General features: G+C 47.9%; 15 protein-coding genes and 1 pseudogene. 7 read left to right on the forward strand and 9 right to left on the reverse strand.

Features of this window, described 5'->3' with window-relative positions; genetic code table 11:
- Window positions 1-308: 308 nt before the first annotated feature.
- The 7 genes from EKM73_RS12155 to EKM73_RS12185 all read right to left on the reverse strand — a co-directional run bounded on the left by EKM73_RS12155 (window position 309) and on the right by EKM73_RS12185 (window position 6,434).
- Window positions 309-953, reverse strand: coding sequence for an HAD-IA family hydrolase (locus EKM73_RS12155; RefSeq protein ID WP_125702085.1), 645 nt, complete (start codon window positions 951-953; stop codon window positions 309-311).
- Between the two features lie 59 nt (window positions 954-1,012).
- Window positions 1,013-1,459: a D-aminoacyl-tRNA deacylase gene (dtd, locus tag EKM73_RS12160; RefSeq protein WP_125702086.1), complete on the reverse strand. Its 447-nt coding sequence runs from the start codon at window positions 1,457-1,459 to the stop codon at window positions 1,013-1,015.
- A gap of 188 nt (window positions 1,460-1,647) precedes the next feature.
- Window positions 1,648-3,879 carry a RelA/SpoT family protein gene (locus EKM73_RS12165; RefSeq protein WP_125702087.1) on the reverse strand — a complete coding sequence of 744 codons (2,232 nt, stop codon included), beginning with the start codon at window positions 3,877-3,879 and terminating at the stop codon, window positions 1,648-1,650.
- 28 nt (window positions 3,880-3,907) lie between these two features.
- Window positions 3,908-4,243 carry a hypothetical protein gene (locus EKM73_RS12170; RefSeq protein ID WP_125702088.1) on the reverse strand — a complete coding sequence of 112 codons (336 nt, stop codon included), beginning with the start codon at window positions 4,241-4,243 and terminating at the stop codon, window positions 3,908-3,910.
- A 67-nt stretch (window positions 4,244-4,310) separates the two neighbouring features.
- On the reverse strand, window positions 4,311-5,063 hold the full coding sequence (locus tag EKM73_RS12175; RefSeq protein WP_125702089.1) for a 16S rRNA (uracil(1498)-N(3))-methyltransferase: 753 nt from the start codon (window positions 5,061-5,063) through the stop codon (window positions 4,311-4,313).
- Between the two features lie 2 nt (window positions 5,064-5,065).
- Window positions 5,066-6,016, reverse strand: a complete 951-nt coding sequence (gene prmA, locus EKM73_RS12180) for a 50S ribosomal protein L11 methyltransferase (RefSeq protein ID WP_125702090.1) — start codon at window positions 6,014-6,016, stop codon at window positions 5,066-5,068.
- Window positions 6,017-6,116: 100 nt separating this feature from the next.
- Window positions 6,117-6,434 carry a hypothetical protein gene (locus EKM73_RS12185; RefSeq protein WP_125702091.1) on the reverse strand — a complete coding sequence of 106 codons (318 nt, stop codon included), beginning with the start codon at window positions 6,432-6,434 and terminating at the stop codon, window positions 6,117-6,119.
- 497 nt (window positions 6,435-6,931) lie between these two features.
- Between EKM73_RS12185 and mscL the strand changes: the two genes are divergently transcribed.
- The 4 genes from mscL to EKM73_RS12205 all read left to right on the forward strand — a co-directional run bounded on the left by mscL (window position 6,932) and on the right by EKM73_RS12205 (window position 9,541).
- On the forward strand, window positions 6,932-7,309 hold the full coding sequence (gene mscL / locus EKM73_RS12190; protein ID WP_125702092.1) for a large-conductance mechanosensitive channel protein MscL: 378 nt from the start codon (window positions 6,932-6,934) through the stop codon (window positions 7,307-7,309).
- A gap of 211 nt (window positions 7,310-7,520) precedes the next feature.
- Entirely contained in the window at window positions 7,521-8,150 is a 630-nt protein-coding gene (locus EKM73_RS12195) for a sunset domain-containing protein (protein ID WP_164508927.1), read from the forward strand.
- Window positions 8,150-9,025, forward strand: a complete 876-nt coding sequence (locus tag EKM73_RS12200; protein WP_125702094.1) for a DNA/RNA non-specific endonuclease — start codon at window positions 8,150-8,152, stop codon at window positions 9,023-9,025. Before EKM73_RS12195 ends, EKM73_RS12200 begins: the two co-directional genes overlap by 1 nt.
- Before the next feature lie 153 nt (window positions 9,026-9,178).
- Entirely contained in the window at window positions 9,179-9,541 is a 363-nt protein-coding gene (locus EKM73_RS12205; protein ID WP_125702095.1) for a hypothetical protein, read from the forward strand.
- Window positions 9,542-9,583: 42 nt separating this feature from the next.
- Here the strand turns inward: EKM73_RS12205 and EKM73_RS12210 are convergent, their stop codons facing one another.
- Window positions 9,584-9,844, reverse strand: coding sequence for a hypothetical protein (locus EKM73_RS12210; protein WP_125702096.1), 261 nt, complete (start codon window positions 9,842-9,844; stop codon window positions 9,584-9,586).
- A gap of 146 nt (window positions 9,845-9,990) precedes the next feature.
- Here EKM73_RS12210 and EKM73_RS12215 point away from each other — a divergent pair, with 146 nt between their 5' ends.
- Window positions 9,991-10,188, forward strand: a complete 198-nt coding sequence (locus tag EKM73_RS12215) for a hypothetical protein (RefSeq protein ID WP_125702097.1) — start codon at window positions 9,991-9,993, stop codon at window positions 10,186-10,188.
- Window positions 10,189-10,426: 238 nt separating this feature from the next.
- Here EKM73_RS12215 and EKM73_RS12220 read toward each other — a convergent pair whose 3' ends face one another.
- On the reverse strand, window positions 10,427-10,669 hold the full coding sequence (locus EKM73_RS12220) for a hypothetical protein (protein WP_125702098.1): 243 nt from the start codon (window positions 10,667-10,669) through the stop codon (window positions 10,427-10,429).
- A 411-nt stretch (window positions 10,670-11,080) separates the two neighbouring features.
- Here EKM73_RS12220 and EKM73_RS12225 point away from each other — a divergent pair.
- Both EKM73_RS12225 and EKM73_RS12230 read left to right on the forward strand, forming a co-directional pair.
- Window positions 11,081-12,472 (forward strand): annotated as a pseudogene (locus EKM73_RS12225) (carboxylesterase family protein); the annotation flags it as partial.
- Between the two features lie 76 nt (window positions 12,473-12,548).
- Window positions 12,549-13,727 (forward strand): MFS transporter, encoded by a 1,179-nt coding sequence (locus tag EKM73_RS12230; RefSeq protein WP_125702099.1) that lies wholly within the window; start codon window positions 12,549-12,551, stop codon window positions 13,725-13,727.
- Window positions 13,728-13,780 lie beyond the last annotated feature (53 nt).

Here is a 13,780-nt window from a genome sequence, read left to right on the forward strand (position 1 = left end):
TTCGGCTCGTGGTTCCGACTACTACGGCCCACAGCGGACTTTCACCGCCTAGTTAGCGCCCATGCCGGGCGCACTTTTAAAACGCAGACTGCCTAATTTGGGCAGTCTGCGTTTTATTTATGATTAGTGTTTAATCAGCTTATTGCATATAGCAAAATGGAAACTTCAAATTATTTCGTCATACAATTAGTCCCACCTGAGATCCGATCAAATCAAACAATTATCTTGACAATTCCAGAAGATTTCACATATATTACCGCCAAACTAATTGTGCCTAGCAATAAGCGTTTTATCAGCAATATATCAATCTATTTTTCAATCAACCAGTCCTGTAGATCGACCATACGGGTCACGCGAATCTCCGGTTGACTCTCATCCACGATCATATGCTCCGGATCAAACAGTGCACCCGCCATGCCAGCGCGGTGACCAGCCGCCACATCCAGATTACGATCGCCAATCATGATGGCCGTATGTGGATCGACTGAGTATTGTTGGCAGAGTGCCAGAAGACTGGTTGGGTCCGGTTTCCGCGGATAATCGTCGTCCTTCGTCACGTAGCCGGTAAAATATTGGGCCAACTGTAACGTTGTCAGTCGGTCCAAAGCCCGGCGATTACGGTGCGTTAATAAGAAGTTTCGCCCGCCATTGGCTACGACCGCTGCCAGTAAGCTGGCCACTCCAGGAAAAGCCTCGGTCTTGTTCAGCAACGGTGCGGCCAACTGCTCGTAGATTTTAGATAGTCGGTCACGGTCGACCTGATACTCCGCAGTAAATCGTTGATAGGCCGTTCCTAGACTGTGCTGACGCATTGCCCGGTAGATGTCCTCGCTATCGATTTCAAAGTCATTCACGCCACAGGCGACTAACGCCTCACCAAATGCCCTGACCATCCCCGGATATGTGTCGACCAAGGTACCGTCGAAATCCCAAAATACTTGCTGATAACGCATATTGTTTCCTCCCGAAAAAACGAGTCCGAACGCTTACCGCCCAGACCCGCTTCGCTTATTTATTTGTGATCCGTGTCAAACCAAATCGTGACGGGGCCGTCGTTGACCAAGGCCACCTGCATGTCGGCGCCAAAGACGCCAGTTGCAACCTTGATACCTTCAGCTGCCAATTTTGTATTGAGTTCTTCATACAATTTCTTCGCATGAGTCGGTTCGCCGGCCGCCGTAAAACTCGGTCGGTTGCCCTTTTTGGTACTTGCATATAACGTGAATTGTGAAACAGATAGAATCTGCCCATCGACGTCGGCCAGGCTCAAGTTCATCTTACCTGCATCGTCTTCAAAGACCCGCAACTTACTGATCTTATGGACGAGGTAGTCGACCTCTTCACTGGTATCGCTGTCCTGAGCACCCACCAGCAGACAAAATCCCTGCTGGATGGCCCCGTGGACTTGATCGTCGATGGTGACGGATGCTTCGCTAACTTTCTGGAGTAGTACGCGCATGGTGACCCTGCCTTTCTGCTTTTTTGTAATCGGTTAGAGGTTACTCACTCTGAGGCAACCTTGCCGAAACGTGAAAAAAAGGGCAACCGATTCCGCTTAACCCCGATAAGCCAAGAATACAAGCCCGGTATTCTCAGCTTATCGACGTTAATGCTCGTCAGCTAACCGCCCTTTTTCTCACTCTTTCCTTAATGAAACGCCCGCTTAACCACGTAGACGTCTGGAATATTTTTAATGTTATCGAGAATCCGTTGCAGTTCGAACTGGTTTCGTGTGCCCACGCTGACCGAGATGATGGCCATCCGGTTGTGATCGACCTTGCCATTGATGGATGTCAGGTACTTGGTGTTGTTGTTGATGGTCCGTAGTACGTCGTTCAGTAAGCCATTACGGTTGTAGCCCTGAACCTCGATGTCGGCGTTGTAGTTGGTCTTATCACCAGCCATGTCGCCCCAACGAACCGCCACGATCCGCTCACCATTTTTCTCGGCTTGCTTCACGTTTGGGCAATCCTTCCGGTGCACGGAAACCCCGCGTCCCTTGGTGATGTACCCGACGATATCGTCGCCTGGGACCGGTGAACAGCAGTGACTCAACCGGATCAACAGGTTGTCGACCCCTTCAATCACGACGCCATCGGAATCCTTACCCTTGCGATCCTTCTTATCAGTGTCCGGATCATTCTTAATAGTTTGGTGTTCCTCCAGCAACTCGCGTTCTTCTTGACGTTGCCGTTCGTCCTCTTCAGCCTTACGTACGCCCTCGGTCAGCCGGTTGGCCACCCCGCGTGGTTGAATATCGCCAAAGCCAATGGCTGCCAGCAAATCATCGGCATGTTGGTAGTGCATCTTAGACGTGACCTTTTCCAAGTTTTCCTTGTTCATCAAGGCCTTGGGTTCATAGCCAAGCTCACGAATCGTCCGTTCCACGGCATCCTGACCCGCCACGATATTCTGTTCACGATCGGTCTGACGGAAGAACTGCTTGATCTTATTCCGGGCGCGCCGTGTCGAAACCAGCTTGAGCCAATCCCGACTAGGTCCAGCAGAACTTGAGGATGTCCGAATATCAACGATATCCCCATTTTTAATTTCGTAGTTCAAGGGGACAATCTTACCGTTGATCGTCGCCCCAGTCGTGTGGTGCCCGACCTCAGTATGAATGGCGTAGGCCATATCCAACGGACCGGCACCTTTAGGCAATTCGAGCACGTCACCCTTAGGGGTAAACGCGTAAACGTGATCCCCAAAGAGCTCCCCTTTGACACTGTCCATGAAGTCAGAAGCGTCATCGGTATCTTCCTGCAATTCAATAATGTGCTTGAAGATGTTGAGCTTATCGCCGGAATTGGTCTCTTGGACCTTATCCTTGACACCTTCCTTGTAGGCCCAGTGTGCAGCGACCCCATATTCAGCGACCGCGTGCATTTCCTTCGTCCGAATCTGGACTTCCAGTGGTTTACCTTCGGGACCAATCACCGTGGTATGCAGTGATTGGTACATGTTGGCCTTAGGCATCGCGATGTAATCCTTAAACCGACCAGGCATTGGCTTCCACTGGGAGTGAATGGCCCCCAGCACAGCGTAGCAATCTTTAATTGTATCGACGATTACCCGGATAGCCAATAGGTCGTAGATTTGGCTAAATTGCTTGTGTTGATCCTTCATCTTGCGGTAGACCGAGTAGATATGCTTCGGTCTACCATAGATTTCGGGTTCTAGTTTCAGATCCTGGATAGAGGATTGGATGACCTTGATGGCCCCAGCAATGTACTGCTCCCGTTGGTCTCGCCGTGAATTCATCAGGTGAACAATCCGGTAATACTGTTGGGGGTTCAAGTAACGGAGCGAAATGTCTTCCAGCTCCCACTTGATGGTGCTAATCCCTAACCGATCGGCCAACGGTGCATAAATTTCCAGCGTTTCGTTAGCGATTCGGCGTTGCTTATCGGGCCGCAAGTGTTGCAGTGTCCGCATGTTATGCAGGCGATCAGCCAATTTGACGATCATGACTCGGATATCCTTGGACATCGCGAGTAGTAGCTTTCGATGATTTTCAGCCAATTGTTCTCGATTAGACTTATATTTAATCTTTCCAAGCTTCGTCACGCCGTCCACAATCAAAGCCACGTCGTCACCGAAAAGTTCCCGCACGTCACTCAAGGTCACCCCGGTATCCTCCACGATATCGTGCAGAAAACCAGCGGAAACCGTCTCGGGGTCCATGTTCAGATCAGCCAGGATTCCCGCCACTTGAATGGGATGCATAATGTAGGGTTCACCAGATTGGCGATGCTGGTCCTTGTGGGCAACCGTTGCGAAATGACAGGCTTTGACTACCATCTCAACGTGTTGCGCATTCATATATTTACCGACTCTGGCAATTACTTCTTCAGCCGTCCAGACGCGTTCTTTGGTCATATTGGACGCCACCACCCTTAGTTATAAATTATGATTCGATTGCTTGCTTCGTTTCCGTTAAGCCGTAGCCCAGATAAGTCAGGCACAGATAGACCACTGCGAAGTACCACGTATACTGAGGTAAGAATAGATAGGATCCCAGTAAGTAGACCAGTGGCCAAATGACGAGCCACCAGCCAGGCTGCGTACGGCGGTAAATTCGTCGTCCCAGCGCCACGGCTAAGCCGCCATTGACAATGACCAGTAACCCCGCAAAGCGCCAGACTGGACTGATACCCAGCCAACTGATCACTGCAGGAACGACCATTCCTATCACCAGACTGACAGCCCAGTAACGCCAACCCACTCTTTCCAAAAATGCCATCCGCGTTCACCCATTCTCTCTTATAATTGGAACCATTTTAGCATGTTTTCACGCAGATTTCATCCAATCATCTCGGCTGTTGCAGTTCCATCACCATTGAAATGGCTGAAAGCAGGTATAACGGGGCGGTTTCCGTTCGTAAAATTCGGGGACCCAAGCCAACCAAGGTCGTCTGAGCCGCCTGGGCTGCAGCCACTTCGGCCGGGCTAATACCACCCTCGGGACCAAAGATAGTCAACAAGCTTTGTCCCGGCGTCATGGCCTGTAATTGCTGGTTTAAGGCACTCTGTTCACCCTGCTTGGCTGATTCTTCATACGCCATTAAACGCACGTCTACGGGCTCCTGAAGGACCGCAGCTAAGTTCTGGGCGTAACTCACGACCGGTCGCCGTAAACGGTGCGATTGTTCGGCCGCGCCATGAGCAATCTTAGTGAGTCGTTTTATTTTTTTATCAACTTTATTCCCCTGCCACTTGGCAACGGACCAGTCACCGCCGAAGAAAATGATCCGGTCGACCCCCAGTTCCGTTGCTTTCTGGGTAATCCACTCAGCCTTCTCTTGTTTGGGCAATCCACAGGCAATCGTCACGTGAACCGGCAATTCCACTTTCGGCGTAGGAACAGCCGTTAAGATCACGGTTGCCGCCTCGTCGGTCACCTGCGTGAGGTCACCGCGAAAGAGATGGGCTTGATCATCGACAAATTCTGCTGTGGCACCGACCTCAGCCCGCAGAACCGTCACCCAGTGATGGGCAATTGCCTCGGGCAAGTCTACGCGATCTCCGGTCCGATGACTTTCCTCTAAGAAATACCGTTGCATGCCTATTCATCCTCCGTTGGTTTGTGCGCAATGACACCACGCCAATCCTTCATCTGTAAGATGTTATCAATGATGAAGCCCTGCTTTTCTTGTGCAGCCACTACTTCATCCAGCTTGTCGGCAATGATCCCAGACGTCAGGAAGTAACCGCCATCGGTCAAGTTTTCCCAAGCCTGTGGCACCAGCGGCAGGATGATTTCAGCTAAAATGTTGGCGACAACCAGGTTAACCGGCTGATGAATGCCTTTCAGTAAGTCGTTAGGCTTAGCCACAACGTCCTTAGCGATTGGGTTCAGATCCAGGTTAGTCTTAGCAGAACGAACGGCCACTTCATCGAGGTCAAAAGCGGTGATGTCCTTGACGCCCATGTACTTAGCCGCGATACTCAGGACACCGGAGCCAGTTCCCACGTCGTACATAGATTCGCCACCACGAACCACCATTTCCAGCGCGGTCATTGAGAGCCGCGTCGTGGGATGGGTCCCGGTCCCAAACGCCATGCCGGGATCGAGGCGAATAACGTTTTCGCCAGTTTGAACGGGTTGATAGTTCTCCCAGCTCGGCGTAACCGTCAAGTAGCGCGTCACACGGACTGGATGGTAGTATTTCTGCCAGGCGGTTGCCCAACTCACATCGTCAACCGCCTTGGTCGTCACCGTTCCTGGCTTGGGGTCGAGACCAAATTGGCTGAGCTCGTTGACCCGTTGTTTGATGGTGGGCAAGATTTCGGGAACAAACACCGTTTCGGGATAGTACGCGGTGATCAAGGCCCCCGTTGTCCGGTGGGGAATCGTCTCTAAGTCCACGATTTCACCGAACTTGCCAGCCTTTAAGTTAGCGTAATCGGCGGCGTCATCGATCTTGACTCCGCTGGCACCGGCTTCCTGTAAGATGTTGCTGACCGCTTCAACGGCCTCGTTCGTGGTTAAAACACTGACTTCGGTCCATTCCATGAATTATTTCCTCCTTAATCTATGTAAAAAAAGAGCCGGGGACAACAACCTTGTCACCAGCTCACCGCTAAACATTTAAGAAATTGACGAAGACGGCCGCCTAGACCTTCTCGGTTTTCGACGGGTGGTCAGCGCTTTTTTGCTTTCGCTGGGCAAGACGTGTTTCGAGATAGTCTAACATGTCCGCCTCATTTTGGAATACGCGGGGATGCTTCTGTTTATGCAGGCGCAAATCAATCTCGTTAATTCGCTGACGCCCGGTCCACGTATGCCCATAACGAATGATTACCCGGTTATTGAGCGAATCTTTTCCGAATTTGAAGACGTAGACGCTCTCTGGCGCCATCAACGGCCGAATATACGATTTTTCATAACGGTAGTTGTTCTGCCGCAAAAACTCTTTGGTTCGACTCAGCATGGTAATCACCTCCTATACAATGACAATCGGCACGATTCCTAGCTTTCAGGGCCGTTTAGACTGCCTTACCATTTTAAAATGTATCAATAATTGATAATAGTTGATTTTACGTCAGAATGCAAGTAAAAAGTTCACCCACCACAACTTTTGTGACGCTTGATTTCAAATAAATCTTCACCGTTTTGTAAACACTTACATTATACTATTTTTTGCCTTTTATTGAAACCTTAAATCGGTTGGAATGCCCGTATTAAGGCATTTTTAAAAATTGGTATTCTTTGCTGCCTATTGTTTACTGTGAAATTGTGAGAGATTTTGTGGGGGGATTTTTACGACTATATAAGTCGATAGCGTCAAGCCCTCATTTCTATTAAAGTAAAATTACCAGTAAATCCAGCGAAGAACCTCTCCACCGCGTTTTGGTTGCAATTTAGCAGTAAATCGTTAAAAATAGAGGGTAAACGAAGCGGCGCCGAGTCGCGAGGGAGGAAATTATTTTGATCAAGGAATTTAAAGAGTTTATTGCCCGCGGCAACGTGATGGACCTGGCCGTTGGGGTTATTGTTGGGGCTGCCTTTACGGCCATCGTTAATTCGCTGGTAGAGAATCTGATCAACCCCCTCTTGGGAATCTTCATTGGGAGCATTGATTTTTCAGACTTGGTCTTAACGGTCGGTAAGGCCCACTTCCGCTACGGGGCATTCATCAACTCCGTCATCAATTTCTTAATTATTGCGTTCGTGGTCTTCCTGTTGATTAAGTTATTGAATAAGCTGTTGCCAAAACCAACCGAAGAACCGACCGACCCGGAACCAACCGGTGAAGAAAAATACCTGAAGGAAATCGTCGACTTGCTGAAAAAGGATGAAAAGTAATCATGTAATACTGTAACAATGTGGGTCGTCCTAGTGGCGACCTTTTTATTTTCCCTGTACGAGATTAAATTCAAATCCAACGTGGTCAACCCAAAACTTAACGAAAAGCCTAGTTTTCGCTTGAAATCCACCAACCAACCCCATAGAATTAGAGGGAACGTTTTAACATAGCTTCATCCTGACAACGGCTAAAACCGCTATGCTAGGAATTTTGTTATACATAAAGGAGTGGCTCATTATTTTTCTAACACTTATTTGGCTGGCCGCCTGTGCTGGCGGTGGCTACTGGGCATTCACCCACCATCGTAAATGGCTGGTGGCCCTCAGCGCCGTTCTCTTCGTCTTTGGCGGATTGGTCGCGCTGGGTGCTAGTCAGCCCACGGTGCAAACGAAGACGGTCAAGGTCGGCACACGACGTCTGACCGCCGCACAGAGCGAATCCCGCCAGCTGGCTGCCTCTTCCAGTCGTCAGGCTAAGGCTTTCGCCGTGGTCGACAGTCAAGTGGCCGATTCGGAATCAGTTAGTGAATCGCGTGCGGACAGCGCTAGCGAAGCAGTCGCCAGCTCGAAGGCGAGTGCTCGGTCCATATCCAAGGCAGAAGCGAAGGCTGCCAAGCAAGCTGCCGCTGCATCCAGTAGTCAAGCAACTCAGACGAGCCGTGCCAGCCGCAAGCAAGGCAATCTCGACACCAACAAGGCCAAGAAGATTGTCGGCAATCGCAACTCTAAAATTTACCATACGCCCGACCAAGCTGGCTACCACATGAACAGTAGCAATGCCGTTTATTTCAACACAGAAGCTCAGGCCAAGGCCGCGGGTTATAGAAAGGCGCTGCGCTAATGAAAAAATTAATCACCCTTACCGCCAGTCTGCTGGCCGTTCTCGGCATTGGTCTCAGCGGCTGCGGTCAACAGAAATCGACCGCCAAGTCGGCCAGTTCCAGCACCAAGGTCGTGTACGATCACGGTCCACAGAAAAAGGCTAGCCACTTAGAGAAAGCCAACTCAGCTGAAAAGGCTAGACTGGACAAACGTCAATCCAAGCTAAACAGTCAACAAGCCAGTCTCAAGGCAGCTAAAGCAGCAGCGGCTCACAAATCCGCAACTGCTACCCCACAAGCAAAGACCAAGTCATCTGGCGTCAACCTCGCTAACCTGACTTACAGTGGTCAGCAGGAAATCACCGTCAATCAAAACAAGCCAGGTTTCAGTCGGTCCGAATTGTCGACGAAGCATGGTGCCTGGGCAACCTACCACGACCTGGACAGTTTAAATCGGGTCACGGGTGCGGCTGCTCTCCTGAATCAGTCGTTGATGCCTAGTGCTCAGCGAGAAGCCCTGACGGTCGATCCAACAGGTTGGCATAACAAACGAACGAGCCACGGGTGGCTCTATAACCGCAGTCATTTGATTGGCTACCAATTTACCGGGCAAAACAACAATCCTAAGAATCTGATGACCGGGACCCGAACGCTGAATAATCCCGCCATGCTGCACAACGAAATGGATGTAGCGACCTACCTCAAGGAAAGTAAGAGCCATTACGTTCGCTACGCCGTGACGCCGGTCTTCAAGGGCAATGAACTGGTGGCACGAGGGGTTCAGATGCGCGCCCAGTCCATCGGGTCTAACGCGGTTCATTTCAACGTTTACATTTTCAACATCGAACCCGGTTATACCATTGATTACACCACTGGATATAGTCGTGTGAGTTAATGGGTTCGACTGCGGGTACGATTAATTTGCAAGTTTGCTTACCATTCTCGGAGATAATGCTATACTATTTGAGGGATACGGTTTCGTAATCACTATGATTTGTGCCAACAAATCGATATTACATAAATTATGAAACGTAAAGAGGATGAGCATATGAGAAACGAGAAGATTGAACTTACCAAGACTGATTGGCAACGCGCGCAAACGGCCGTCTTTAATGAATACGACCGTTTCGTCAAGCAACTACACGTTGAAGGCGTTGACTATACGATTCTGCTCGCACGTAGAATTGTGATCTATCAAGACTTGATTGAAGAATGGAAGCACAAGCTGCCAACATTGATCACGGATCTGGAAGACAATTCACAGGCGCTCACCGTTTTCGATGACCTCGCTAACGATGGTCAGAGTCACCTGCTCAAACGTTGTGCGAAGAAAATGGAAGCGTGGCCGGACTACATCCCCTCTCAACTCACGATTTGGTTGGAGTTGGCGGAAGATGCCGACCGAGAATAGGACAGTTAAAAGCGCGTAAGACCACTGGCCCTACGCGCTTTCTTAATCGGAAATTACGGTTGATTCTTCGGGCGCCCAGGTAATGAGATCCAGGTGCACCAGTCGCGATAGATAAAATGATAACTCAGCGGCGGTAATCCCCAATTTTTCACGGAGAGCCTTAACCGTCGTTGGCTGTTCAGGTGCAACGGCAATGTCTAACAGCGCTTCAATCAACGCAATTTCCGTTGCATCCAGGTGATCAATAACCTGGTCCAATCGCCGACTGAAGGCGTGTACGCCATTCTTAAATTCAAATTCCATCAGCTTCATCTCCCCCAAGATTAATTCCCCCAAAATAGCTTAGCCATAGCTTATCACGGCGGTAATTACTTGGGGCTGTGAGGCACTGACTAAGATAGCGTGATTGACCAACCAACTAATAATGACTATAAAGGAGACGATGCGTCATGGATACACTGATCAAGACAATTCTAGACAAGGTTGCCAAGCTCCCGGCAAAACGCAACCTGATGTATGATGTCGAAGGCTTCACTGAGGAAGAAGTGGCAACCATTCAAGAAAAGCTGGCCGCACACGATGACCTCCACGTGGAACTGACTGGGACAAAGCGGCATCCGGTATTGGAGATTCACCCGCAAGCTTAGGCCTTGGCTACATTTAACAATTAGGCCTAGGCAACGGCCTCTAAAGCGGTTACACTGAGGGTAACCACGAAGGAGGTCGCTACATGCATAAGCATACATCCAAGTGTCTGAATATTATTTCAATTATCCTGCACCTTGTTACCATCTGCGTACTGTTACGGACGCTCCATCATGAACGTGAAGAAGACTAATGATCATTAAAGGGACGCCGCTCGCTATGAGTGGCATCCCTCTTTATTTACACCCGACTGCCATAGTCGAGCAATTCAAGCTGACTGAATTTTTCCAAACGGTGTTCAATTTCCTCGGCCGACAGTTGAATGCCCCCATTGGGAATCACGCAGTCATTGGTCCAGGACCACTGCGTAATCTGGTCGAGCAATTGAATATCCGCATCGTCTAAGTCATCGATCACCACTGCCAACCGGTCAATAAAGGCCGTGGCACCCCCATGAAACTGAAATGCTAATCCTTTAGTCATTGGAAACTCCCCCTTGATGACGTCTTGTCTAGCTTGCTTGTAGGTTACCATTGTTGTTGACGAAAGGGCTATAAGTCGACTTGTCTGGGTAGGCCAGTTTATGAACGAAACAAAACTATTTCACGTTATATTCAGGTAAAGTATGGTATAACTACCATGAGAGTCAGTCCCCAAAGAATAATTAGAATGTTTATGTAAATGTCACTTTTACCTATCCACCAAACAATGGTTAATTTTGCTATCACTTATATTAGTCATAGTAAGCGAACGTCTTAACCTCACTAAAAATTCCACTTGACTGTAACGTTACGGTACAGCTTACAATAAAAACATACTGAAGCAAGCGATGCAAAAAATGCGGAAGAAGGAATTTGAAATATCACATCCTAATAAAAAAATGATAACGTTCAGGAATGGCTTGGCGTCCCCTATGGTACTGCTGACCGGTTCCAAAAAGCCCAAATGGTTCCGTTTGAAGCCAACCAAGACTATAGTCAAAGTGGCCCAGCTTCAATCCAATTTACAGATCCTGCCTTTTTAAGTTCCGACAAAGGTGAAAGCGAAGACTGCTTAAATCTTAACATCTGGGCACCGGATAACGTCCAAGAAAAGCTGCCAGTTGTTGTGTACATCCACGGTGGCGGTTGGACCTATGGCGCTAACTCTCAAGATACATCAGATTTATCTGGCTTAGTCGCTAGTGGTAAAGTCATTGGTGTTTCCATTAATTACCGGCTAGGAGCACTTGGTTGACTTGAGCTATCCCAATATGGTGGGAATTTTAAAGATGCCAGTAACCTAGGTTTGCAAGATATCATCCTCGCCCTAAAATGGATTCACCAATACATTGGATTATTCGGCGGTGACGCTAGCCAAGTGACGCTTACAGGTCATAGTGCTGGTTCATTTTCACTATTAACCCTTCTAGCCGTGCCTGAAGCTGACGGATTATATAAGAGACTAGCTGCGTTTTCTGGATACGCCGCACGTTATATTCCAGCTTGGTGGGCCGAAGAACTGGCAGATAAAGTTTTAAAAACTCTAAAACTAACGTCACCAGACCAGTTATTAACGGTTGATGCCAAGTCACTGACGAATGCCGTTAATCAAGTCTTGCCGACTGACGTCTTGAAACGAGGGAATTTAAATACACTCTCAATTGGTATTGTTGATGACGAATTTTTACCAAATGGTGTTTTAAAAGCGCACCCTGCTGATGTTATTAAGAGCGGCAGTCATAAAGATGTGGACTTAATCATCACCTCAACAACGGCCGAGGCAAGCTGGTATGCCGCTAATATGCCAGATAACATTGATCCTAAAACAATCGAAGCCGTAATTGATGAGATGGTTTACGATTGCCATATTCCTCGTAAACAGGCTGAGGCCATCGCTTTGCACTGTGGCGCTGGCAAAGATTCACCTCTTAATGTCAGAACCCGCTTCTTTACAGATTATAATTTCACCTTACCTGCTATTCGAGAAGCCCATGATCACGCTCAAGCTGGTGGACGCGTGTATCAACTGAGCGTTGGCCCAGCCGAAGGCTCCCCCGCCTATCATGGAACTGATATGTATGGGATTGTCGGTCAAGCTGCACCTGATGCTAGTCAGGAACAACTCGACCGCGATGCCTTTGTCAGTCAATCCTTGCTCAACTTTGCGACTGATCAATATGAAAAGCTATGGTCACCAGTGAAGGCAGACCAAATAACTATCAAGGATATTGGTCAGCGACCTTATAACGGCATCGAACATGCCAAAACTGTACTTCAGCTGTTTAACGGCATTCCCCGTCCATAATTACTATTTATAAAAAGGTGTTAATAAACGCCTTTTTTATTTGGCCAAAATCGGTTTCAAGAGAGAAGAATAAATTTTGACAGAGAAATTTTCGTTTTTTTCAAGAGATATTGTTTGCGTTATGTTAGCAACGTTCTTTTATCAATTTAGTATTCAGGCGGTTAACCCCCTGATGAATGGCTACGCTCGTAACTTAGGAATCAATAGTACCTTTGCCGGTATCATTGTGGGTGTGATGAGTATCACTTCAATGTTATTAAGACCTTTTGCTGGAAATCTAACCGATCAAATTTCAAAATACCGTCTAGCCTTAATCGGTGGTAGTCTGTGTGCAGTTAGTGATTTGGGCTACCTGTTTGCGTCCAACGTGTCTTGGCTACTGTTTTTCAGAATCGTCAATGGCTTGGGCTTCGTCTTATGTACCATTTGCTTAGCAACTTGGATGGCTTTTTTAGTTCCCCGACAACATCTCGGGGCGGCGATGGGATATTACGGCTTATTAAATGCGCTTGCCATGGCGATTGCCCCCGCTTTAGCAATTAGCATCTATCAACTGCTCGGCTACAAATTCGTTATCATGTTGGCCGCTTTGAGTTCAGTAGCTATGGTAGTTGTCATCCAATTTATTCATAATCGTGCCAAACCTTCAATCGAATTAAAAGAAGATCACCACTTTAAGATTATTCAACGAGATGCCTTACCTGTAGCCCTGATTTTTTCACTATTGTCTATTCCCTACTTTGTGACGCAAGCCGATATTGTTATGTACGTTCAAGAACGGCATTTAAATATTACCGTGAGCCTCTTCTTTTTATGTTACTCACTTGCTTTGATTGTTATTCGGATTCTATTAAAGGATTATTTTGATACGATCTCGTTTGGCATTTGGTTCTCAATCTGCATAATCGCAACAATAGGTTACATCATCCTATTAACCATAATGCAAAACAACTTTGAAATGATCATAGCAGCTGGATTAATGGCAGTCGGTTTCGGCGTCATGGTTTCTGTTTCCCAATCAACTGCCCTCTTATTGGCACCCATGAAAGAACAGGGGCTTGCCAACGCGACCTACTATTTGGGAAGTGATATTGGGATGTCCCTTGGCCCCATCATTGGTGGTATTCTGCCCACTATTTTTCCACTCAGGTTCTTTTACCCTGTAATGCTGCTAATCGTTCCTTTAACAGCAATTATCTATCTATGTTATCGCCGTAAGCTTAATGCTGCAGGGAGTGTCAAATTTTTTGTGTAAATGGAAGTCCTCTCCCATTAGCTAGCTTCTAATACATGGATTCTAACGTATCT

The organism is Levilactobacillus fuyuanensis, assembly GCF_003946395.1.
Classification (GTDB): Bacteria; Bacillota; Bacilli; order Lactobacillales; family Lactobacillaceae; genus Levilactobacillus; species Levilactobacillus fuyuanensis.